Origin of the sequence: Caulobacter hibisci (genome assembly GCF_016135805.1) — a bacterium.
Taxonomy (GTDB): Bacteria; Pseudomonadota; Alphaproteobacteria; order Caulobacterales; family Caulobacteraceae; genus Caulobacter; species Caulobacter hibisci.
Window position 1 is genome coordinate 224,491 of the sequence record NZ_JADWOX010000006.1, and the last position, 22,194, is coordinate 246,684.

Annotated in this window: 24 protein-coding genes and 1 pseudogene; 18 read left to right on the top strand and 7 right to left on the bottom strand. The window is 69.8% G+C overall.

Annotation, left to right across the window (positions count from 1 at the left end; all coding sequences use genetic code 11):
• Positions 1–64: 64 nt before the first annotated feature.
• A complete protein-coding gene (locus I4Q42_RS11320) occupies positions 65–754 on the bottom strand; it encodes an alternative oxidase (protein ID WP_116568729.1) in 690 nt (229 codons plus the stop codon).
• A gap of 191 nt (positions 755–945) precedes the next feature.
• On the opposite strand from I4Q42_RS11320, the gene I4Q42_RS11325 reads away from it, so the two are divergent.
• Positions 946–2,382 (top strand): PAS domain-containing sensor histidine kinase, encoded by a 1,437-nt coding sequence (locus I4Q42_RS11325; RefSeq protein WP_198576173.1) that lies wholly within the window; start codon positions 946–948, stop codon positions 2,380–2,382.
• Positions 2,372–2,989: a response regulator FixJ gene (gene fixJ, locus I4Q42_RS11330; protein WP_269816482.1), complete on the top strand. Its 618-nt coding sequence runs from the start codon at positions 2,372–2,374 to the stop codon at positions 2,987–2,989. The genes I4Q42_RS11325 and fixJ overlap by 11 nt, the downstream gene beginning before the upstream one ends.
• Positions 2,990–3,069: 80 nt before the next feature.
• Here the strand turns inward: fixJ and I4Q42_RS11335 are convergent, their stop codons facing one another.
• The 3 genes from I4Q42_RS11335 to I4Q42_RS11345 all read right to left on the bottom strand — a co-directional run bounded on the left by I4Q42_RS11335 (position 3,070) and on the right by I4Q42_RS11345 (position 5,583).
• The gene (locus tag I4Q42_RS11335; protein ID WP_198576174.1) at positions 3,070–3,318 is read right to left on the bottom strand and encodes a hypothetical protein; all 249 of its coding nucleotides are present in this window, start codon (positions 3,316–3,318) and stop codon (positions 3,070–3,072) included.
• Between the two features lie 264 nt (positions 3,319–3,582).
• A complete protein-coding gene (locus I4Q42_RS11340; protein WP_198576175.1) occupies positions 3,583–4,488 on the bottom strand; it encodes a 3'-5' exonuclease in 906 nt (301 codons plus the stop codon).
• Between the two features lie 162 nt (positions 4,489–4,650).
• A complete protein-coding gene (locus I4Q42_RS11345; RefSeq protein ID WP_198576176.1) occupies positions 4,651–5,583 on the bottom strand; it encodes a HEPN domain-containing protein in 933 nt (310 codons plus the stop codon).
• A gap of 435 nt (positions 5,584–6,018) precedes the next feature.
• On the opposite strand from I4Q42_RS11345, the gene I4Q42_RS11350 reads away from it, so the two are divergent.
• The 4 genes from I4Q42_RS11350 (at position 6,019) to I4Q42_RS11365 (ending at position 10,181) form a co-directional block, all read left to right on the top strand.
• Positions 6,019–6,819, top strand: a complete 801-nt coding sequence (locus I4Q42_RS11350; RefSeq protein WP_232793045.1) for an alpha/beta fold hydrolase — start codon at positions 6,019–6,021, stop codon at positions 6,817–6,819.
• Positions 6,816–8,486, top strand: a complete 1,671-nt coding sequence (locus I4Q42_RS11355; RefSeq protein WP_198576178.1) for an ATP-binding protein — start codon at positions 6,816–6,818, stop codon at positions 8,484–8,486. Before I4Q42_RS11350 ends, I4Q42_RS11355 begins: the two co-directional genes overlap by 4 nt.
• 85 nt (positions 8,487–8,571) lie before the next feature.
• Complete coding sequence (locus I4Q42_RS11360) at positions 8,572–9,336, top strand: histidine phosphatase family protein (protein WP_198576179.1); 765 nt, start codon at positions 8,572–8,574, stop codon at positions 9,334–9,336.
• Complete coding sequence (locus I4Q42_RS11365; protein ID WP_198576180.1) at positions 9,333–10,181, top strand: NAD(P)H-hydrate dehydratase; 849 nt, start codon at positions 9,333–9,335, stop codon at positions 10,179–10,181. The genes I4Q42_RS11360 and I4Q42_RS11365 overlap by 4 nt, the downstream gene beginning before the upstream one ends.
• Positions 10,182–10,412: 231 nt before the next feature.
• Here I4Q42_RS11365 and I4Q42_RS26005 read toward each other — a convergent pair whose 3' ends face one another.
• Entirely contained in the window at positions 10,413–10,652 is a 240-nt protein-coding gene (locus I4Q42_RS26005) for a hypothetical protein (RefSeq protein ID WP_232793046.1), read from the bottom strand.
• Between I4Q42_RS26005 and I4Q42_RS26595 the strand changes: the two are divergent.
• From I4Q42_RS26595 to I4Q42_RS11410, 9 genes and pseudogenes are all read left to right on the top strand, one after another.
• Positions 10,567–10,926: pseudogene (locus tag I4Q42_RS26595) on the top strand (GcrA family cell cycle regulator); the annotation flags it as partial. The gene I4Q42_RS26005 and the pseudogene I4Q42_RS26595 overlap by 86 nt on opposite strands.
• Positions 10,927–11,224: 298 nt before the next feature.
• Positions 11,225–12,157 carry a DUF2493 domain-containing protein gene (locus I4Q42_RS11375; RefSeq protein ID WP_198576181.1) on the top strand — a complete coding sequence of 311 codons (933 nt, stop codon included), beginning with the start codon at positions 11,225–11,227 and terminating at the stop codon, positions 12,155–12,157.
• Between the two features lie 772 nt (positions 12,158–12,929).
• Positions 12,930–13,295: a single-stranded DNA-binding protein gene (locus tag I4Q42_RS11380; RefSeq protein ID WP_198576182.1), complete on the top strand. Its 366-nt coding sequence runs from the start codon at positions 12,930–12,932 to the stop codon at positions 13,293–13,295.
• 128 nt (positions 13,296–13,423) lie between these two features.
• Positions 13,424–14,437: a DUF1612 domain-containing protein gene (locus I4Q42_RS26380; RefSeq protein WP_198576183.1), complete on the top strand. Its 1,014-nt coding sequence runs from the start codon at positions 13,424–13,426 to the stop codon at positions 14,435–14,437.
• Positions 14,438–14,911: 474 nt separating this feature from the next.
• Entirely contained in the window at positions 14,912–15,571 is a 660-nt protein-coding gene (locus I4Q42_RS11390) for a ParA family protein (RefSeq protein WP_198576184.1), read from the top strand.
• A gap of 16 nt (positions 15,572–15,587) precedes the next feature.
• Positions 15,588–16,064, top strand: a complete 477-nt coding sequence (locus I4Q42_RS11395; RefSeq protein ID WP_198576185.1) for a hypothetical protein — start codon at positions 15,588–15,590, stop codon at positions 16,062–16,064.
• 142 nt (positions 16,065–16,206) lie between these two features.
• Positions 16,207–17,175, top strand: coding sequence for a replication initiator protein A (locus tag I4Q42_RS11400; protein WP_198576186.1), 969 nt, complete (start codon positions 16,207–16,209; stop codon positions 17,173–17,175).
• Between the two features lie 981 nt (positions 17,176–18,156).
• Positions 18,157–18,675 carry a S26 family signal peptidase gene (locus I4Q42_RS11405; RefSeq protein WP_198576187.1) on the top strand — a complete coding sequence of 173 codons (519 nt, stop codon included), beginning with the start codon at positions 18,157–18,159 and terminating at the stop codon, positions 18,673–18,675.
• Positions 18,672–19,415, top strand: coding sequence for a cell wall hydrolase (locus I4Q42_RS11410; RefSeq protein WP_198576188.1), 744 nt, complete (start codon positions 18,672–18,674; stop codon positions 19,413–19,415). Before I4Q42_RS11405 ends, I4Q42_RS11410 begins: the two co-directional genes overlap by 4 nt.
• Positions 19,416–19,597: 182 nt before the next feature.
• Here I4Q42_RS11410 and I4Q42_RS11415 read toward each other — a convergent pair whose 3' ends face one another.
• Complete coding sequence (locus I4Q42_RS11415; protein WP_198576189.1) at positions 19,598–19,912, bottom strand: hypothetical protein; 315 nt, start codon at positions 19,910–19,912, stop codon at positions 19,598–19,600.
• 448 nt (positions 19,913–20,360) lie between these two features.
• On the opposite strand from I4Q42_RS11415, the gene I4Q42_RS11420 reads away from it, so the two are divergent.
• The 3 genes from I4Q42_RS11420 (at position 20,361) to I4Q42_RS11430 (ending at position 21,640) form a co-directional block, all read left to right on the top strand.
• Entirely contained in the window at positions 20,361–20,648 is a 288-nt protein-coding gene (locus tag I4Q42_RS11420) for a hypothetical protein (RefSeq protein ID WP_198576190.1), read from the top strand.
• Positions 20,649–20,847: 199 nt separating this feature from the next.
• Complete coding sequence (locus tag I4Q42_RS11425) at positions 20,848–21,153, top strand: DUF4326 domain-containing protein (RefSeq protein ID WP_198576191.1); 306 nt, start codon at positions 20,848–20,850, stop codon at positions 21,151–21,153.
• 238 nt (positions 21,154–21,391) lie between these two features.
• Positions 21,392–21,640, top strand: coding sequence for a hypothetical protein (locus I4Q42_RS11430; protein ID WP_198576192.1), 249 nt, complete (start codon positions 21,392–21,394; stop codon positions 21,638–21,640).
• Positions 21,641–21,680: 40 nt separating this feature from the next.
• Here the strand turns inward: I4Q42_RS11430 and I4Q42_RS11435 are convergent, their stop codons facing one another.
• Positions 21,681–22,124: a hypothetical protein gene (locus I4Q42_RS11435; RefSeq protein WP_332873067.1), complete on the bottom strand. Its 444-nt coding sequence runs from the start codon at positions 22,122–22,124 to the stop codon at positions 21,681–21,683.
• Positions 22,125–22,194 lie beyond the last annotated feature (70 nt).

A 22,194-nucleotide genomic window follows, 5' to 3' on the forward strand; every position in this document is an offset into this window, starting at 1 on the left:
CTCCGAGGGACGATGAGAGCCGGACCCTCGCGGGCCCGGCTCGTGATCGACTGTGTGGATCGTCTCAGGCGGCGGTCTTCCAGTTGGGCTCCAGGACCACGTGCGGAGGGCACGGAGCGATCGCGCCTGTCGGCATGCCGGCCAGCTCGTTGGCGAAGCTGTGATTGACGTCGCGATGGTGCGCCTCGTCCGCACGGACCACCTCGACCACGTCACGCAGCGTGGCGTTAGCGGGCAGGTTCCAATAGTCGAGCGCGATCTGGGGCGCGGCGACGTTCTCGCTGCGGCCTTCGTCGATCTCGGCCAGGTAGTGCGTGTAGCTGATCACCGCCTCTTCCTCGAAATAGCCGACGACGCGGTGCGCGGTCTTGGAGGAGACGAGATAGAGGCCGAAGAAAAACAGATAGAAGACCCATTGAGCGGCCACGACCACGAAGCGCTCGAAAAGCGTTGGCTTAGCCACCTCGATGAAGGTCATCAGGTGCATGCGCTCATTTTCCGCCTCGTCCATCAGGGTCTTGATCCACCCTTTGTCGCTTTCCATCCGGCGCAAGCACTTCAGGTGGTTCAGGGTGGCGCCGACCATCCCGGGCACGGCCGCGACCGTTTCCAGGACGACGGCGCGATGGCCGTAGCGCTTGGCGAAGAAGGTGTCGGCGCAGAAGCGCAGCGCCTTGACGAAACCAAAGGCGACGGTGTCGGACACGCCCGCCGGCTTGTGGTGGATTCTGAGATCGATGGCGGGACCAGTCATGGCCTTGAACCCTCTTGTGTGCTGGCGACCTTGTGTCACCGTGTCGAGGAGGGTTGTACGTCCTGGCCTGCCTGCGGAAAATTCTGGTCCATCCCTAGGGAAAATCCCTTAGGGTCGGCGCCGCAACCAACATGCTTCGAAGCCCGACAACACCCCTGGCCGCCCCCCTGCCCGCCCCTGACCGGCGCGAGATGATCCTGAGGACCGCCGTGGTCGCTGGCATCGCGGCCGGCGGACTTCTCCTGCGCCTCGCGTTCGAGCCGGTGCTGGGCGAGCGCGGCCTTTACCTGTTCTTCTTTCCCACCATCGTCGCGGCCGCGGCCCTGCGCGGCCTGAAGGGCGGCCTGGCGGCGATCGTCCTCACCACGGCTCTGTTCATCGCCCTGACAGCCTTGCGGCGGCCGCTGGAGGCCGGCGACTATGTCGGCGCCGCGCTTTATGCGGCGGTCGGGGCGAGCATCGGCGTCGGCGGGGAACGCTTCGTCCGCGAGCGCCGGCGCGCCGCCGCCGTCACCGACGACCTCCGAATGCGGGAGGCTCACCTGGCCTCGATCCTCGACACGGTGCCCGAGGCCATGGTGCTGATCGACGAGAAGGGGCGGATGCGCGCTTTCAGCACCACGGCGCAAAGGCTGTTCGGCTGGACCGCCGAGGAGGTCCTGGGCCGTAATGTCAGCCTGCTCATGCCCGAGCCTTACCGCTCGGCGCACGACGGCTACTTGCGGCGCTACTACGACACCGGCGAGCGGCGGATCATCGGCCTGGGCCGGGTCGTCATCGGTGAGCGCAAGGATGGCTCGACCTTTCCGATGGAACTGGCCGTCGGCGAGATCCAGACGGGCGGCGGCCGTCTCTTCACCGGCTTCGTCCGCGATCTGACCGAGACCCAGCGCACTCAGGCCAGGCTGCAGGAACTGCAGGGCGAGCTGGTTCACATTGCGCGACTGACCTCGATGGGCGAGATGGCTTCGGCCCTGGCGCACGAGATCAACCAGCCGCTCTCGGCGATCGCCAACTACCTGAAGGGCGCGCGTCGACTGGCCGAGAACGAGGCGCTCGACCGGGAGCTTTTGCGCGACGCCCTGACCAAGGCCAACGACCAGACCTTGCGCGCGGGCGACATCATCCGCCGTCTTCGCGACTTTGTAGCGCGCGGCGAGACCGAACGCGCGGTTGAGAGCCTGCAGCGCCTCGTCGAGGAGGCCGCCGCCCTGGCGCTGGTCGGCGCGCGCCAGATCGGCGTCGACGTGCGCTTTGACTACGGCGCCGACGAGAACGTGCTCGTTGATCGAGTCCAGGTTCAACAGGTGGTGGTCAATCTTGTTCGCAACGCCCTGGACGCTCTGGAAGACGCTCCGCGCCGCCAGCTCACCATCACGGTGGGTCGCTCGGGCGAAGACGCCCTGGTCGTGGTCGGCGACACCGGTGCGGGCATCGCCCCCCAAATCCGGGACCAGTTGTTCGCGCCCTTCATGACCACGAAACGGACGGGCATGGGCGTGGGTCTGTCGATCTCGCGGACCATCATCGAAGCCCATGGCGGCCGCCTGTGGGCGGAGGACAGCCCCGGCGGCGGCGCGACGTTCAAATTCACCCTGAAGACAGCGGAGGCGGACCTTGGCGCTTAACAACGGTGTCGTCCACATCGTCGACGATGACGCGGCCATGCGCGACTCCCTGGGCTTCCTGCTCCAGGTGAACCGCATCGCGTTCCGGCTGTTCGACTCCGCGCGCAGCTTCCTCGACGAATTGCCGCAGCCTGGGTCGGGCTGCTTGCTCACCGACATCCGCATGCCCGAGATCAATGGGCTGGAGTTGGTTCGCCAGTTGCGCGGCAGGGGCTGGGACGATCCGGTCATCGTCATGACCGGCCACGCCGATGTGGCCCTGGCGATCGAAGCCATGAGGTCCGGTGTCTCGGACTTCCTCGAAAAGCCCTTCGATGACGAGGTGTTGCTCGCCGCCTTGCGCACGGCGCTGGAGTCAGGGCAAGCCCGTCACCAGGCCGATCAAGCCGCCCATGAAGCCCAGAAAATGATCGCGACGCTATCACCGCGAGAGCGCGACGTCTTGGACGGCCTGGTCGAGGGTCACGCCAACAAGACGATCGCCATCGACCTGGGCATCAGCCCGCGCACGGTCGAGATCTATCGCGCCAATGTCATGAGCAAGCTTCAGGCCAAGAGCCTGTCGGAGGTCGTACGAAAAGCCCTGGTAGCGGCCGCGGGCAAGTAACTGTTTCGCTATGGCGCGGTAGATCGCCGGCGGCGCCCAAAAGCAGCGCCGCCCCTGAGTGGCGAGGTTCTCGTGTTGATCTACGGGGCTTTAGAATCGCTTGGCGCGCCGATCCGGCCTGTTGTTGAGACCAGCTCGCCGGCCTTCTCACCGCCGAGATCCAGATCGAGCGACCCGCCGGAGCTGAACTCAGCACTGGCGCCGACTTCAAGCGCCAAGCGGTCGCCTTTCCAGCCCATGCCACCCAGCTTGTAGGCCGTCCCCTCAAACCAATCGGCATAGCGAACCCGTTGCGGATCGATGCCAGCGAACTCGTGGGCGTACTTCACCCGGACACGGGGCGTGATGGCGACGTCGGCCAGGCGATAGCTCAGTCACAATCGGCCGCCGATGACGCCGACGCGGGCCCGAAGGTCACGCTGGTCGAACGCCAGGCTGAAGATTTCCGACGCCGTCTCGGCATAGGCCTTCAGGCTGCCATCGACGGCCTTACCGCGCAGATAGAGCGATCAGCGTGCGCCAGCGGATCGGAGCGGCTGCCACCTTCCTAGAGCGGACCTTCCCAAGGTCAGCCATGAGTCAGCTATTCGCCTTCACGCCCGGTCGGAAAAGCGTTCGAAGGCGGTGATGCGGCGGGTGGCCAAATGGACCTCGCCGCCGTAGATTTCCTTGTACAGGTAGTCGAGCTCGGCCTCGCGGTCGGCTTCGTTGATATCGATGTACCAGGCCTTGGGGGCGGGGCCGGGATCGCCGTTCCATTTGTAGCCGCGGGCTTTGAGCCTGTCCCTGAAGTCGAAGGGCGAGTTCTCCGCCCAGATGCGCCAGGTGGGCTTGCGGGCGGTCTCCAGCATGTGGGCCAGGGCGGTTCTGCCGCTGGAAAGCGGACGGGCCAGGATCTCCAGCCCGGCCAGGCAGTCGTTTTCGGCCCGGTGGCCGTCGAAGAAGAAGCCGCACTGGCTGGCCAGGTAGGAGAGCTTGGTCCCCTCGAACCCCTCCCCCTTCCAGTCAACCTGGCTCATCGAGCAGGCCCAGCCCTTGTGCTGGAACGCCGGGCAGAACCGTTCGGTGAAGCGGCGGTCGAAGCCGGCGTGGTGGGCGACGATGACGGCGGCCGGTTCGATGAAGGCGGCGACCCGGGCGGGGTCGATGGTCTTGCCGGCCACCATGTCGGGAGTGATGCCGGTGATCTGGGTGATTTCCTGGCTGATCGCCACCGTGGGCTCGCGCAGGGCGACGAACGGGATTCCCACTTCGCAGAGCCGGCCTTCGGCGTCGTAGGCGAACGGGACCATGGCCAGCTCGATGATCTCGTCGCGCAGCGGATCCTTGCCCGTGGTCTCCACGTCCAGATAGACGCCCTGGCGCAGGCTGGCCGGATCGCCGGCGGGGCTGAGGGTGTTGCCGGTGAACCGGCGAAGCAGGCGGTAGTGGCCGCTGGCCTCGAGCTGGTGGGCCAACAGGTCGAGCGCTTCCAGGTTGGCGGGGGCGTTAGCGGGCATGTGTAATCCGGGAATCGTCTGGACCATCCTGCCACAGCGCCGAGGGATGGGCGTCCCGCCTGCGGCGGCCGGGCTCTAGACGGCGCGGCCGTCCCAAGCCCCCCTCCCCTGCCGGGATCCGGGGTCTTGGCCCAGGCGGGTGACGATCCCTGACGCGGAGGCTCAGGGGGCGTCGGCGGCCTCGCGGCGCAGTTGGTCCATGCGTGCGTCGCAGACTTCGCGGACCAGGCTGATCAACACCTCGGCCGTCGCCTTCATGTCCTCCAGCTCGGCCGTGGTGATGTGAAAGCTGTCCTGGTTGTAGCGGGCGTCGACATAGGCGCGCTTCAGCTTCTCGAACGGCTTGCGCAGGGTCCGGGTCTCGCGTGGCCAAGCCGCGACCAGCGACGGGGCCTTGGCCTCGGCTTGGCCGCGGAGGAACTTGATGTTGTGCGAGCGCGGCGCGTAGAAGCCGGTCAGCAGCAGCACGGCGATGTAGGCCGCCTCCACGGTCTGGTGCAGGTTGAAGGCGGCTTTGTGGAGCCAGTCGAAGCCTTCAACGTCGCCTTGCGCGATCTGGAACTCCGCCGTGGCTAGCGACGTCCGGACGGTGGCGAAGATCTTCGTGTAGTGGCGTTGGGCGAGGGATAGGGCGCCAGCCGGGCTCAGCGGCCTGAGCGGGCTGAAGGCGTGGCCGGGGATCTCGTAGAGGGCGATGCCCTGGTCGATGACCTCGCGGAAGAAGTAGAGGCCCGCGTCCAGGCCCTGGTTGATGTCCTTGAGGTCGTTGACCATCAGGTTGACGATCCGGCCGATCGCCGGATCGTGGGCGATCTTCTCCTCGGTCTCGAACCAGTATTCGGCGATGTCGGTCAGCTTCTCGTCGCTGACCACCACCAGGATGTCGAAGTCCGACAGGTAGCCGTTCTCGGGCTCGTCGACGAAGTCGCCCCGGGCGTAGCTGCCAAACAGGATGATCTTGTAGATCTTGGCCCCGCGCCGCCAGGGCTGCGTGCCGCCGGCGATCGCCTGCTCGAAGCCGCGCAGCAGGATGCCGGTGATTCGTTCGAGCTCGTCCTGCTGGACGCTGGGGAGGTGATCGAGATTCGACTTCATCGGCGGGAGTCTCGCCGAGCGGGCGATGGGGAACAAGCGCTTTGCGCGCTGGGGTCAGGAGGCGGTCGCGACCGCGTCTGCGCCGGACGTTGAGAAGGTGCTTGAGGGCCGCCCGCCAACATCTTTAGCCGAGGCCTGGACATGCACGTTGGCCGTCCGGGCAGACGGCCGCCGAGCCTGTTTGGGAAGGCCCGGCGCCGGATCGGTCGCGAAACCGACGTCATTGGCGAAGATGTACGGCGCGGTGCGCGCGGCGCCAATACCGGAGAATTACAGGGGCCGACGGCGTGCGCCTTGGTGGTGAAGGGGCGCGGCGCGGAGGCGTTCGCCTGCCGTGGGCGAAAGGGGCGGACTGCGTCGATCTGCCGGTTTTCGCGGTGGGAACTTTTCCGATTTACTGCACCTATAGTCATGTCGGCTTTCGGAAGACCGCCTTTGGACCTTCTTAAGCGCAACAATGTCTCCGTCACCGGGCGAGGCGAGCGAGCCCTCGTCTTCGCCCACGGTTTCGGCTGCGACCGGGCGGCCTGGCGCGAGATCATTCCAGCCTTCGAGGATCGCTTTCGCATCGTCGCCTTCGACCATGTCGGGGCCGGCGGCTCGGACCTGGCGGCCTATGCGTCCGACCGCTACGCGAGCCTCCACGGCTATGCCGACGACGTCCTGCAGATCCTGGCGGCGCTGGACCTGGGCCAGGTGGTGTTCATCGGCCATTCGGTGTCGTGCATGATCGGCCTGCTGGCGGCGATCCGCTCGCCCGAGCGCTTCGCTGGCCTGGTCATGCTCTGTCCCTCGCCCTGCTATGTCCGCGAGCCGGGCTATGACGGCGGCTTCTCCCGCGCCGACCTGGACGAGTTGCTGGAGATGATCGACAGCAACTTCCTGGGCTGGTCGCGCGCCACCGCCCCGGCGATTATGGGCAATCCCGACCGCCCAGAGCTGGCCGAGACCCTGGGCGGAAGCTTCTGCCGCACCGATCCGGTCATCGCCCGGGAGTTCGCCCGCGTGACCTTCCTGTCGGACCATCGCGCCGACCTGGAGCGCTGCACGGTCCCGGCGCTGATCCTTCAAGCCCGCGGCGACATGGTCGCGCCCGAGGCGGTCGGCGCCTACATGGCCGCGCGCATGCCTAAGGCCGACCTGGTGGTCATGCAGGCGACCGGCCATTGCCCGCACATGAGCGCGCCCGGCGAGACCATCGGTCTGATCGAGACCTATCTGGCGGGGCCCCGATGAACTTGGGCCCGCCCGCGGTCGACCGTCCGCCGGACGAGACGCTCGACGAACTCTACGAGAACGCGCCGTGCGGCTACGCCAGCGTCGACGCTGGCGGGGCGATCGTGCGCGCCAACGCCACCCTGCTGGCGTGGCTGGGCCTGCCGCGCGAGGCTTTGCTGGGCCAGCCGATCCGCAGCATCCTGACGCCGGCCGGCCGGGTGTTCTTCGAGACCCATGTCGCCCAGGCCCTAGGCGCGGACGGCGCCGCGCCCCAGGTCGCCGTCGATCTGGCCTGCGCCGACGGGCGTCGCCTGCCCGTCCTGACCGATTGGCGGCGTGTGGTCCATGAAGGCCGCACGCTGGGCCTTCGGGTCATGCTGGTCGACGCCAGCGACCGGCGCGCCTATGAGCGCGACCTGATCGCCGAACGCGAGCACGCCCAGGAGGCGGCCGCGCGCCTGCGCGAAAGCGAGGCCAAGCTGCGCGAGCTCAATGAAACGCTCGAGCGGCGTGTCGCCGAGCGCAGCGCCGAGCTCGAGACCGCTTACGAGCAGTTGCGCCAGAGCCAGAAGCTGGAGGCCATGGGCAGCCTGACCGGCGGCGTGGCCCACGACTTCAACAACCTGCTGACCCCGATCCTCGGCGGCCTGGACATGCTCCAGCGGCGGGGCCTGGAAGACGCGCGCGCCCCGCGCATCATCGCCGGCGCCCTGGCCTCGGCCGAGCGCGCCAGGACCCTGGTTCACCGCCTGCTCGCCTTTGCCCGTCGCCAGCCCCTGCGGCCGGTGGCGGTCGATCTGGCCGAGCTCGTCTCGGGCATGCGCGAGCTTCTGCTCACCACCCTGGGGCCGCAGGTCCGGCTGGACCTGGCGATGGAACCGGATCTTCCCCACGCCCTGGCCGACGCCAACCAGATCGAGATGGCCCTGCTCAATCTGGCCGTCAACGCCCGCGACGCCATGCCCGGCGGCGGCGCTTTGACCATCGCCGCAAGGCGCCAGGCCCCGCCCGCCGACATCGTCGCCGCGCCCGGCGACTTTCTGCGCCTGTCGGTCATCGACACCGGCGTCGGGATGGACGCGGCCACCTTGGCCCGCGCCGTCGAACCGTTCTTCTCCACCAAGGGCGCCGGTCACGGCACCGGTCTTGGCCTGTCGATGGTCCATGGCCTGGCCGAGCAGCTGGGCGGCAAGCTTCGCCTGGAGAGCCGTCCGGGCCAGGGGGCGCGCGTGGATCTCTGGCTTCCGGTCGCAGAGGCGCCGGCGCTAGGCGATCCGGCCCCGGCCCCCGCGGTTGGCCACCTGGCCTCGGGCGCGGTCCTGCTGGTGGACGACGAGGCCCTTGTGCGCGCCGCGACCGCCGACATGCTCGTCGACCTCGGCTACCGGGTGGTCCAGGCCGCCTCGGCCGCCGACGCCCTGAGCATGCTGGAGGACGGGTTTGAGCCCGATCTGCTCGTGACCGACCACCTGATGCCGGGCATGAGCGGCACCGACCTGGCGCGCCAGATCCTGACCAAGCGCGATCTGCCGGTGCTGATCGTCTCCGGCTACGCCGACGTCGACGCCATCGCCCCGGACATCGCCCGGCTGTCCAAGCCCTTTCGCCGGGATGATCTGGCCGCGGCGCTTGTCGCGGCCAGATCATCCCGGCGCGAACCGGGCGCGAGGCGCGCGGCGTCCTGAAGCCCTGGCCTCTCGCGGCCGGGCAATCGCCTGATCCTTCTGCCGTGACGGCGAACCAAGCGGCCTCCCCGCGAGTTCCGAAGGCATGGAACAGCGCTGGCCCGCCCGTCTTTGGATCGTCCGTCATGGCCAGAGCGCCGGCAACGTCGCGCGCGACGCGGCCGACGCGGCCGGCATGACCCATATCGACATCGCCGATCGCGACATGGACGTGCCGCTCAGCGCCTTGGGCCGCCAGCAGGCCCAGGCCCTGGGCCGCTGGTTCGCCGACCAGCCGGCCGAGGAGCGGCCGTGCACCCTGATGGCCTCGCCCTACCTCCGGGCCGTACAGACCAGCCAGGAGATCCGCGACGCCGGCGGCCTGGTCACGCCCAACCGCAAGTTCTGCGTCGACGAGCGTCTGCGCGAAAAGGAGTTCGGGGTCCTGGACCGGCTGACGCGGCGCGGCATCGAGGCGCAGTTTCCCGAGCAGGCGGAGTTTCGGCGGCTGCTGGGCAAGTTCTATCATCGGCCGCCCGGCGGCGAGAGCTGGTGCGACGTCATCCTGCGCCTGCGCAGCCTGCTGGACACGCTGAGCCTGCATCATGGCGCAGACCGGGTGCTGATCGTCGCCCACCAGGTCGTGGTCCTGTGCCTGCGCTATCTGCTCGAGGGCCTGACCGAGCAACAGATCCTTGAGATCGACGGCCAGGCCGACATCGCCAACTGCGGCGTCACGCAATATCGCTTCGATCCGGGCAGCGGCCCGGACGGCGAACTGGTCCTCGAGCGCTATAACTTCACCGCTCCGCTGGAGCGGGAGGACGCCCCGGTCACGGCCGCGCCCGACGCCAATGTCGCGGCCCGATGAGCGCGGTGGAGACGCTCGACGCGGCCTGGATGCGGGGTCACCCGCTTCCCGATCCCGGCGATACGGGCAAGGACGGGCGCGGGCGGGTGCTGGTCGTCGGCGGCCAGGTCGAACTGGCCGGCGCGGCGATGCTGGCGGGGGTGGCGGCCCTGCGGGCGGGGGCGGGAAAGCTGCAGGTCGCCGTCGCCGAAGGCGCGGTGGCCGCCCTCAGCGTCGCCCTGCCCGAAGCCCGGGTTCTGGCCCTGCCGCAGGATGGTCCCGAACCCTCCCCGGGCCGCTGGACGCATCTGGCCGAGCAGGCCGGCGGCTGCGACGCCTTGCTGGTAGGGCCGGGCATGATGGACGACGCGGCGGGCCTGGCGGCGGCCTTGCTGCAGGTCCCGCGCGACATCGTCGTCGACGCCGGCGCCTTGCGGGCCATGGCCTCCGCGCCGCGCCATCCGGGACGGATCCTCACGCCCAACGCCGGCGAGATGGCCAGGCTGCTCGGGCTGGACCGCTCGCGGGTGGAGGCCGATCCGCTCGCCGCCGGCCGACAGGCGGCCGAACGCTTCGGCGCGGCCGTGGTCATGAAGGGCGCCACCACCCACGTCGTCCTGCCGGACGGCCGGGCCGGCCGCTATGCGGGCGGGGGCCCGGGCCTGGGCGTCTCGGGCTCGGGCGACGTGCTGGGCGGCCTGATCGCCGGGCTTTTGGCGCGTGGCGCCGGGCCGTTCGAGGCGGCCGCCTGGGGCGTGTTCCTGCATGGCGAGGCGGGATCGCGCCTGGCCTCCAGGATCGGCAAGCTCGGCTATCTCGCGCGCGAGATCGCCGACGAGGCGCCGTCCATCCTGACAAGCTTTTGAGGTTTCGGCGGCGTCCGTGGTGGGGTCGTCGCGCAGCTGGCCCTGAGGTCGGGATGCGACCGCGTCTGCGCCGGACGTTGAGAAGACGCTTGAACCGCATCCGCCAACGTCTTTAGCCGAAGCCTGGACATGCACGCTGGCCGTCCGGGCAGACTGCCGGGTCGGTCGCGAAACCGACGTCGTGATCGGACGTGTACGGTGCGTTTTGTCCGGCGCCAATACCGGAGAATCTCAGTATTTGACCTGGCGGTCTTCGGGCGTCCGCGGCGGGAAGCGGTCAAAGGCAAAGGCGGGGATGGCTGTGCGCGCCGATCGGGCGCGAGCAGAAGAGGTTTCCGCCATGTCTTCCACCGCCTGCGCCTGGAGCGCCGAACGGATCGCCGCCCTGGGCCGGCTCTGGGCCGACGGCCTTTCCGCCAGCCAGATCGCCAAATGCCTGGGCGGGGTCACCCGCAACGCGGTGATCGGCAAGATCCACCGCCTGGGCCTGGCGCAGCGGATGACGCCGTCCGCGCCGCGCCGTATCCGTCCCGCCGCCGCTCGGCCGCCCCGCAGGGTGGCCGGCCCCAAGCCCCCTCCCCTGCCCCCGACGCCGGCCGCGCCGCGCGTGCGCGCTCCGGCCAGGCCAGCCGTCGCGGCCGTCGCGGGGCTGTTCGATCCGCTGGCCCTGTCCAGCCGGGTCTGCCGCTGGCCGATCGGCGATCCCCGTGCGCCGGGGTTCGGCTATTGCGGCGCGCCGACCCAGGGGCGCCCGCCCTACTGCCTCGATCACCGTCGAGCGGCCTATGCGGCCCCGTCTGCGGCCCGAGGCGGGGGCAAGCGTCGGGGTCGCGAGGGGCGCGCCCAGCCCGTCGGCGCGGATCCGGGACGCCGCGTGACCAGTCCCGGGGCGGGGCGCGGGCCGTCGGCTCAGGCGACCTCGCCACCGGCCGACGGCGTCCGCAAGGGACGCTGCGCTCAAAGCCCTTGCGGCCCCCGCCGCCCGACGGCGCGGGCGGTCGATGAGCCGAGCGGCTCGCCCCCGAAACCCCGGAGTTCCCGCCATGAGCGTCCCCTCCCCTACCCCGCTGACCGGGCCCATGAGCGCCCTCGAGGCCCAGGCCCTGACCCTGGACGATCCCCGGCCCCATCCGCCCGAGGACGCCCTGGCCCAACTGGGCCACGTGCTGATGACCGAGGTCCTCGACCTCCTGACCGAGACCGCCCTGGAGGATTTCCAGGCTACGATCGCCGAGACCCTGATCGGCGCCTTTCATTCGGCCGCCATGCGCATCGAGCGCGACGCCGACCGCGCCCGCGACGAGCTGCGCCGACAGGCTGACGATTTCGACGGCTCGGAGATCGGCGACGTCGACCTGCAGGCGGCGGCTCTGCGGGCCCGCGCCGCCGACGTGGCGACCCTGTCGGTGGAGATGGTCCGCGACGCGGCCGCCCAGACCTACCATGTCGCCACCGGCGAGAGCTGGAAGCCCTGGCGGGGCAATATCCGCGCCTCGCGGCTGACGGCCGCTCAGGTCGAGGCCAAGGACGTCCTGCGGGCCGCCAAGGCCCGCCGCCACCAGCTGGTCAGCCCCGGCGCCACCGTGGTGGCCTTCCGCGCCGCGCCCCAGGCCAATACCCAGGTCGATGGCGGGCGGATCTTCGACGCGCTCAACTGGGCCCGGCAGAGCTGGCCAGACATGGTCCTGGCCACGACCGGGGCGGAGGGCGGCGAGCAGCGGGCCATCGACTGGGCCAAGAGCCATCATGTGGCCGTGGTCCTGGCGCGGCCCGACTTCGACCGTTACGGCCGACGGGCGATCTTCGTCTGCAACGACCAGATGCTGGCCCTCGATCCGGTCTGCGTCCTGACCCTGCCCAATAGCCTCGATCCCCTGGGCCGGGGCGAGCGCGGCGATTTCGGGCCGGCGCTCAATCTCGGCCAGAAAGCGGCCGAGAAGGGTGTGCGCCACCTGGCCGTGCGGCTGCGGGGCTAAGGCTGACGGGGCGGCGGTTGGCCGCCCCGTTTGTCGTCTCTGCCTGATGGACGCGACGCCAGTGCGATGGAACGGGGGCGGAACGAAACCCCAGATCTGGGCGGCGCGCGTTGGGGCGCCACGAGTCCTTGGGGTTGGCGATTCGTTCGCCAGAGCCGCGATCCGCCCCTGGCGAAGGCTCTCCGGGCGGCGGCGCGGCCGGCGGTCCGGCGTCGGGAACCGCGGGCGGCGGCGAGCGCTCGGGCTGGCCAGCGCCGACCCTGGTGCCAAGGCCTGGCCCTGCTGGCGGCGGAGCGGCGTTGCGGGCGGCTCGACATAGCGGCTCGCCTTGGCGGCGGCCGTCGGCCGCTGGTCGTGAGGGGGCGCTCGCCGAATGCCGGGGTGAGGCCGCACGGGTTCTTCTGGGGCGGCGGCGGCGCGCGCGGCGACGTTCTTGCCCTGGAAGCGGCGCGGCGCGACCGCGCGGCTTGCGAGCCGTGCGCCGGTTCAGCGGGTCTTTCTCACGCCTGTCGAGCGCCAGCGCGGCGGACCGACGGTCCTGCGCGATCCATCACGCCAACCCTAGGGCGGGGCGGGCCGGGTCCAAGCCGACCTGGCCAGGGCCAGGCGCGGGCGGCGGAACCTCCGGCCTTCCTGGCTTCGCGGCGTGCAGGCCGGTGTCCACCGCCCGCGGGCTTGGGCCCGTCCCTCCTCCCCGCCCTCTCCGGTCGCGTGATCGCGGCGAGGACCGCGGGCCGCCGGGGCTTCTCCCGGCGGAAGACGGAGAAGGACCATGCTGAACAAGGTGCAACTGATCGGCTTCACCGGCGCGGACAGCGAGATCCGCACCACCCCCTCGGGCAAGAAGGTCGCGGTCGTGCGGGTGGCCACCAGCCGCTACACCAAGAAGGGCGGCGAGCGGCAGGACTACACCACCTGGCACCAGGTCGAGATCTGGAGCCCCCACACGGTCAAGTGGCTCGAGGGCCGGCCGCTGGCCAAGGGCTCGAAGGTCTATGTCGAGGGCGAGATCCGCAACGAGCGCTACACCGACAAGGACGGCCAGGACCACTACTTCACCAAGGTCACGGTCGCTGGTCCCGGTCACGAGCTGAAGTCGCTCGACCGCCCCGAGGCCAATCCCGAAGAGCCGGACTGACCGGCCGCGCGGCCGCCCCGGAGGATCTCCTCCGGGGCGGATCACTGCATGGCCGCTGACGTAACGCACAGTTTGAGATACAAAATGTGCGTCACTCGGACTCGCTGTCTGGACGCTGGAGATCGCCCGTGCTGGACCCTGCCCTCGAAGGCCTTTTCCTGGCGCTCGCCAAGGCCGAGGACACGGTGAGCCGACTCGACGCGCGCGCCCAGACCTGCTCGTTCGCCGAGGGCTGGGCCGCGCGCGTCGATTTCATCGAGGCCAGCGGCTGGGGCTGGGTCAGCGGCGAAATCGTCGACCTGGAGGACCTGGTCCTGCACGACGCCCAGATGGACGCCCGCCTGCCCGACCAGGCCCTGCGGGCGACCTACGGCCTGGTGCGCGCCCGCCACAGGGCGCGGCGCGCGGGCCCGGAGTTGCAGTCGTCGGCGGGCGCGCTGTGGCTGGCGGGGTATCGTGGCGAGCCGCCATCGGTCGCGCCCGCCCCGCTTGAGGCCGCCGAGCCGGGGTCCGCGCCCGGTGAGGCGCGCGACCTGGCGGGCGAGCTCGTCCATCAGCTCCGCGCCCTGAGCCGCGGCGAGACCGATGACTCCGGCGAGGCGGTCGAGGAATGGATGCTGTGGGTCCGGCGGCTGCCCGACCGCGCGCCGGCCCTGCTGCGCGCGGCCGTCGCCTTGGAGGGCTGGCGCCTGGTCAATCCCCTCCCCCGCCAGAGCTATGTGGGCGCGGTGATCGTCGCCCACGCCCTGCGCCAGTCGGGCCGCACGCGCGCCTGCCTGCTGGGCGTCGAGGCGGCCCGGCGCGCCTTGCCCCAGCCGCGACGGGGCTTCCTGGCCCCAACCCTGGTTCGCCTGGCCTATTGGCTGCAGGTCCTCAGCCTTGGGGCCGAGGCCGGCCTGGCGGAGATGACGCGCCTGGACCTGGCACGCCAGGTCGTTCTCAAGCGCATCGGCGGGCGTCGCGCTCATGATCGGTCGCGCGATCTTCTGGATCTGCTACTGGCCCGGCCGCTGGTGAGCGCGCCGATGGCGGCCGAGCATCTCGGCGTCGCCGACCACTCGGCGCGACGGCTCCTGACCGGCCTTGGCGCGTCGCTGATGGAGGTCAGCGGGCGCTCGCGTTACCGGGCCTGGCGGCTGTAGGCGGCGTCCGCCCAAGGGAGCAAATGGGGAAGATCCCAACTGGGGACTGGGGTGTGTTGCGCCGCCGGGCGAAGCAGCTCAAGCGTTGGCCTCTTTGACGGGGTTCATCCCCAGGAGGCGGTTTGCCCTAATGGCCTAATGGCCAAATGGCCAAAGCCCCATTTGGGTATTAGGCCCAAGCGCCCTTCAGTCAATTTGCGCATTTGCGGCTTTGGGTTAGAGTGAGCTTCCCCAGGCGGGCATTTGCGTTGATACTCGCTTGCGTAATTGCGGGCATGAGGTCTTGGGCTATTGGGGGTTTGGGGTTTTCGTGAAAGAGTGTTTTTCCGCTTTCACCCATGACCCCAAAAGCGCACTTGGGTTAAAGTCCTGTTCACCAATTGCCCATAGCCTCGCTTGGGCAAGAGGGGGCTTTCCCAGGCGCCCAGGTCCCTACTTGCGTGTTTGCCCATTGCCACAAAAGGGAGCTTCCCCATGGCGGTCATCAGCGTGTGTTCGACGAAGGGCGGGGTGGGCAAGACCACCCTGGTCATGTGCCTGGCCGACGCCTTCGCGCGTCAGGGCGGGTCGGTGGCCATCGTCGATGGCGACCCCAATGGTCACGTGGCCAGTTGGCGCGAGCGCGCCGGCGACGATTGTCAGGTCACCGTCATCAGCGAAGCCAACGAGACCAAGATCCAGGACGTCATCGCCGAAGCCGCCAGCCAATACGCCCTGGTCTTCGTGGACCTGGAGGGCGCGGCCTCCCAGGCGGTGACCTACGCCATCGCCGAAAGCGACATGGTCCTGATCCCCACCAAGATCTCGGGCATGGACCTGCAGGAGGTCTATCGTACCTACGAGGTGGTCCGGCGGGCCGAGAAGATGCTCAAGCGCGGCATCCCGGCGCGCGTCGTCTTCAGCCAGATGAACCCGCTTTACAGCCGCGTGGCCGGCCATGCGCGCCAGGAGATCCGTGACAACGACATCCCGGTGCTGAACACCGAAGTCATCCAGCGCGCCGCCTATCAGCAGATCCACTTCACGGGCCTGACGCCCAGCGCCCCCGGCGGCGAGGTCAAGGCCGCGCGGGAAATCGCCGCGGTCCTGGCCGAGTTGCTCGAAGCGCTCGCGCGCCAGGCCCAAGCGGCCTGATAGGGGAGGGGAGTTCATGACCGACAAAGCCACCCAGCGCCCAGCCTTCCAGCCGGCCCCCCGTCCGCGTCCGATCAATGACGTCGGGTCCACCGAAGCCCTGCGCAAGGCCACCGAGGACCTGGGCTTCAACCGCACCACCAGCGCGCCGGCCAATCTCGTCGAGCCGGCCGCGGCGTCCGCGTCCGCGCCAGTGATCCAAGCGCCCGCGCCGCCGAAGCCGGCCTCCACGCTGCAGGTCGCGGCGGCCGCGCCGGCCCCGCGCGCGGCTCCCAAGGCCAAGCCGGGCAAGCCCGCGCCCGTGGTCGACTTCGCCGATCGCGAAACCTCGCTGAAGTTCGTGATCGACGACACCCTGTCGACCGCGCTGAAGATGGACGCCGTACGCCGGCGGGTGACGGTCAAGTACCTGGTCCTGGAGGCCCTGGCCGAGAAGGGCTATCCCGTGGATCTGGCCAACCTTCCCGAGGACGGGCGGCGGGCCCGCAAGTAGGCAAGCGCCTGAATGGGCAAATAGGCAAATGGGGCTTTGCCCATTTGCCCTTAAGGGGTGTGGATGAAGCGCCCGTCCATCCGGCGGGGTGAGCGGGACGAATCGCGCTAACCGGAAAGACCGCAAGAATAGGGCAGGGCGCATGACGGCCCCCAAGGACCGCAACAATCAGTTCGACCTGTTCATCCCGCTGATGCGCGATATCGCGCTGAAGGATCAGCGCGAGACGATGGAACGGCCGTTCTTCTCGCTGCAGAAGCGCAAGCGTCTCAAACCCATCGAATACCGTAGCGCCGACGGCGAGGTCTCGGTCAAGGTCGAGGCGGTGCCGGCCTACGGCATGGCCACGATCTGGGACGCCGACATCCTGATCTGGGCGGCCAGCGCGCTCAACAAGCTTAAGGCCGAGGGCCGCAACGAGCTGCCGCGGGCCCTGAAGGTCACCGCCTACGACCTGCTGCGGTCGATCCAACGCGACACCGGCGGCAAGGGCTATGCCGATCTGAAGGCGGCCCTGGATCGCCTGCAGACCACGACCATCTTCACTTCTATCCGCGCCAAGCGCGGACGCGACCGGCGTTTTTCCTGGCTAGACGGCTGGGACGTCGAGGTCGATCCGATCACCGACAAGCCCGTGGCCTTGAAGATCACGCTTTCGGACTGGGTCTATGAGGGGATCATCAACGAAAAGTCGGTGCTGACCATGCACCCCGACTATTTCCAGCTGTCGGGCGGCCTTGAGCGGGCGGTCTACCGCATCGCCCGCAAGCACGCCGGCGACCAGGACGGCGGCTGGACCTGCCGGATCAGCCTGCTGCATGAAAAGACCGGCTCCGATAGCGAGCCCAAGGAATTTGGCCGCATGCTCCGCAAGATCGTGGAGGCCAACGAATTGCCAGAATACGACGTGGCGTTGACGACCGCCGGCGACGGCTCTGCGGCCGTGCGGTTCATTCGCCGATCGGTCGTCGAACGGGCCCAGATCCAAGCTGAACTGGAGGCTGAGGCCGCCAGCCTAGTCCGGCGAACGCGGGAAGATCGTCGCGCCGACGAAATTGATGGCCGGGCCGAGCCCTGGGCCAAGCGCCGCGTCCCGTCGGCCGAAGGCTAACGGTCTATCACACACCCCATCGCGAAATACTCCTTTTAATCAGGGTCTTGTCGCGAAATTCTCAACCGCCGATCGGCGCCGGATTCACGGTCTATCACCCACCAGAGCCGCGTTGGACGAGTCCCGGGGTGGTTAATAGACCGTTAAGGGCTGGCGCAAGTCGCCCGTCTGGGGGGAATTTTCGGGTTCCTGGCCGCTCTGGTGCGCCGACGGCGTTTCACACACCGTGGGGCGGGCGAGCGTTCGGGGTTTCACACACCCCATCGTCGGGGTTTCACCCACCGCCGGAGCTCCCGAGCCTCGGGGTTTCGCCCACCGGACCGCCGCTGATCCCTTTGCCTCCCCGCGGCGTCGGGGTTTCACCCACCGACCGCCCCAAGACACGCCCCCGACTGCCGCGAAACCCTTGAAATGCGGGGACTACGAGCAAATTCTTCGGGGGAACGCCCACCGACGGGGCCCGGACCCTTCGGGGTTTCGCCCACCGGACCCCGGCTGGGGCCAGCCTGTGGACGACAACGGGGGATCACACACGCTCGTCGCGGGGGAACGCCCACCTTACCTTCGGGGGATCAGACACCGATCCACGGGGTATCACCCACTAGGGGTGTCGCTATCCGACTGAACTTACTAGGGTTTCAAGAGGTCAGAGGCCCCTTAACTATCCTAACTTCTCCCATAACAATATCTCTAACGGCGCAGCTGAGGCGCCGCCGGGAGAAGCAGGGCCAAAAAGAGGGCCCTGATCCCCCGGCTCGGGGAAAAGGAGAGGCGCGGGGGAACACCCACCGTCTGGACCCCGCGCCGCCATTCGCCGCCCGGGTCCAATCACGTGACGCCACCGGTGTTGCCAAGTGGCAACCGCCACCGGCGATCCCGTGACCAACCTGGAGCGCTCGCCCTGGATTTCCTCCGCAGAAGTTCCTCCGAGGGATTTCTGCGGAATTGCCGCCGGGGCGGGGCCCTGAGATCGTCGGGGTCATGCAACCTCGCCTCGTCCTGGCCCTGGCCGCTCCCGCTCTCGCCGCCGTGGCCCTGGGTCCGCCCATCCGCCCGGCGCCACCGCTCCTGCTCAACACCTCGGCCAGCGAGCCGGTGGGGCTCTATCTTCACCAGGACCAGGTCCCTCGCGTCGGGCGGGTCATCGCCTTTCGGCCGCCGCCGGCCGCCTGGCCTTATGTCGCCGCGGCCATGCCGGCGCGGGCGCGGGGCGGGATCCTCAAGACGATCGGGGCAGGGGAAGGCGACCGGGTCTGCACGCGCGGCGGGCGGCTGGCCGTCAACGGCCGGGACGTCGCGCCGATCGCGTCGCGCGACAGCCGGGGCCGGTCCCTGCCGCACTGGGAGGGCTGCCGGGCGCTGGGGGCAGGGGAGTACTTCGTGGTCTCCACCCGCATCCCCAACAGCTTCGACAGCCGCTACTATGGGCCCGTGCGTCGGCAGGACGTGATCGGGGTCTATCGCGCCCTGGGGGCGCCCCGACGGCCCGCGGCGGCGTGACCTGGTCGCGCGCCCGCCTTGGCCGGTGGACCGGCCTTGTCCTGCTAGCCTGGGGCGGGACCGCCAGCGCCCAGACGCCTGATCCCATAGCGCGGGTCCCGCCGCCCACCGGGCAGGTCGCCGCTCTGCACGCGGCCTTGAGCGAGGCCGGCCGCGACGCCCTCACCCGCGTGGCCTACGCCGAGGCGGGCGGGCAGGGCGACAGCGGCTTGGCCGCCGTGGTCTACGCCATCCTCAACCGGCTGGCTTCGGGCCGCTGGGGCAGCTCGATCGAGGCGGTCGTCAATGCCCGAGGGCAGTTCGAGCCGGTCCTGCGGGCTGGGGGCGACTGGCGAGCCTTGCCGCCGCCGAGCCTGGCTCAGCGCGCGCGGATCGACACCATCGTCAATCTGGCCCTGGATGGCCGGTTGCCAGACCTGACCGGCGGGGCGCTCTTTTTCCAGAACCCCCGCATCGTCGCCGCCCGCGCCGCGGCCGGGACTGTGTCGCCGCGCCTGGTCGACTTCGGCGGGAGCCGTCCCAGCGCCGTGATCGGCGATCATGCCTTCTATGTCGACGTCGCCGGGCGGTTGGACGGTCAGGCCTCGGCTGCGCTTCATGCGCGGTCGGCGGCCGACATCATCGTGCCGGCGGTCTCTGCGGCGACCGGGGATCCGCCGCCCGCGCGGGCCGCACCGCCGCTGGGCGAGCGAGGCCTTTTCGTGCGCGCCGACGGCGCTATCGCCGAGGACGGCCCTTAGGGCATGGGCCAGGCAATCTTGCGGACGGGCCGGGGGACGGGGACCTCCCGATCGCGGGCAACCACCGATGGCGGGTTCGCCGTGGCGCCCGTCGGTCCGTCGGCCGGCGTGCGGGGCCGGTCGGGCTGACGAGATCCGCCACGCGATCGCGCCGTCGTCGTCTGGCTACGGCGTGGCCCGCCCTACTGAGCCTGGTGGCGACGTCGCTCACTGGGTGCGGCGGCTTGAGTTTTCACGATGTTCAGCTCGATCTTCTCCTTCGCTCCGCGATGAGCGCGCGTCCGGCAACTGCGGTCGTGCTTGGCGATCACGCCGCCGGACACGTCGATCGCTGGCTCGATCATCACGAAGAACTGCAGCACAGGTCCGATTCCGCTGCGTTCGAAGCCGAGCGCGCTCGGATGGCGGCGGCGTGGGCGGCGATGTCGGACAAAGACCGCGCGGCGGTGATCGACTGGTGCGACGGTCTCGACGCGGAGGAGCGGCTTGAGGATCATCGCTTCTTCGAACAGGGGCTGGCCCTGCGGATGCGAGCCTACGTCGGCGCGGTGCTCGCTCCCGGCGCCCGGCGGTCGGGCCTATCGGCTCCCCGACCAGCTGGGCGCGGTCGCGTCGGACGCGGCTCTAGCGACCCGTCTGCCGCCTTGGGTCGCTGGGCCTGGCCTTTGGGCCAGGCCGCCGACGGTCGGGGACCGTCGCTCGGCGCGCCGGCGTGGCCGGCGCAGGGTTTGGCGCGCTCGTCCCATCGTTCCACGGCAGCCGCCCCGTCAACCCGAGGGGCGGGTTCCCCTGCGCGGCCAACGTCGTCGGCCGCTGCGGTGACTGGGCGGCGCCAGCCGTGGACCGCGACGGCGTCGCGCCAGGCGACCGATCTCATGGAGCGTTCCGATGTTCAGGTCTCTTCTCCGGTTCTTCGAAGATTTCGATCCCGCCAGCGGTTACAGCTTGGCTTTCGACATCGATCACGTCCGCACGTCGACCGCGGTCGACGCAGGGGACGCCTTTGGTCCGCCGATCGGTGACTGGATCATCTGGGCCGATCATGGCCTGTCGGCCATCGCCGCGTTTCGTCGTCGCGACGAGGCCCAGGCCTATCTTGGGCAACTACGGCGCCAGGCGCGGACAATTGGCGGGCTGCTGGCCCACAATCGTAGTCGGGCGCGCGCGGCCGAAGACGCGCTTCGCCGCCGGCTGGGTCGCAAGCCGCACCCGCGCGACGACGCCTGGTTCTGAGCGCCGGTGTGAACCTCTCAGAGAGGGCAGCGGCGGCGTCAGCGGCGTTTCCGCATCGTGTCACGCCACCCCGGCCGTCAACCCGCCGTGCGGGTTCCCCTACGCGTCCGCCGCGCGGACGCTTCGGTGACCGCCCCGGGGCCCGGCGTGTCCCACAGCGCCAACGCCGCTCACTGGGAGCGGTCAGCGGAGAGGGAACATGGCCAAGGTGCTCAACAAGCGAAACGGCGCGGGCTCGGGCGCGGGCGCGGTCTATTGCGGGCGCGGGTCCAAGTGGGGCAATCCGTTCAGGATCGGGCCCGATGGCGATCGCGACGCAGTGATCGCCAAGCACGCGCGCTGGCTGGCGGGCCAGCACGGACTGCTGCGAGCGCTGGACGAACTGCGGGGCCGAGACCTGGTCTGCTACTGCGCGCCGCAGCGGTGCCATGCCGACTTGCTGCTGACGCTGGCCAATGGCTCGCGCGCGGTGCGGGTCGCCTGGTGGCGCTGCGTGAGCGGCTAGGCGGCGGCGTCGGGATTCAGGCCGCCCGGCGGCGGGGCGGCCGGCACAGGGCGGTGCCTCCTGAAACACCGTGGCGCGCACGTCGTCTCCGCATCGTGTCACGCCACCCTGGCCGTCAACCCGCTGCGCGGGTTCCCCTCCGCGCCCGCTGCGCGGTCGCTGCGGTGACCGCCCGGGGCCCGACGTGTCCCGAAGCTCCAACGCCGCTCGCTTGGAGCGGTCAAGCCGGAGAGACGTCATGTTCCATGCCATCGACAGCACCGTCGCCTTCACCGCTCTGAATCGCGATCAGCAGGCGGCGATCTGGTCCAGCTTCTTCGAGGCGGTCGATGGCGGTTGCGCGGGCCATCACCCGCTCTACGAGGTGCTGGCTCCGCTCTATGCGGCGGGCGACTATCCCAGCGAGGCGGCGTTGGCCTGCCTGATCCTCGTCGAAGTGGAGGACCTGGCCCTGGCGGCGGACCTGGACGCGGAGCCGCCGTTCTAAGCGGGGGCTCGTCCCCCTTTTTGTCCGCGTGGAGCTAGGATCAACCGCGTCGACGCGGCGACGGGGCGGCGTCCAGGACGGCCTTGGCCAGGGCGTCGAAGTCGGGCAGGGCGGGAACGGGCTCGCCCTTGCTGGGCGTCAACGGCAGGCCGAGCGTCTCGGTGATGGCGTGGCGATCGCGTGGCCGGGAAATGCGGCGATCGAGGATCTCCATCATCCGGGCCAGCAGCGGGTCGTCGGGATCCGCCTGCGCCTCGGCCAGCAGCGTGGCGCCCAGGACGATCTTGGCCCGGGTCTCGCGCTTGCGGCCATCCTGGTCGAGCAGGGCCTCCAGCCGCTCGACGCGAGCGCGCCAAACCTCCAGGCGATGGGCCTCATCGGGGATCTTGTGCAAGGGCGTGACGTGACCCCGGGCCCGGGGCAGGCCGCCGGTCCGAGCGGCCAGGGCGGTGGCGGCGCGATGCTCGCGGTCGGCCAGTTGCACGGCGAGCGCCTGAAGGCGGCGGCTCCTGGCCTCCGGCGACTCCGGTTTTCGGCGCGTGCGACGGGCGGGC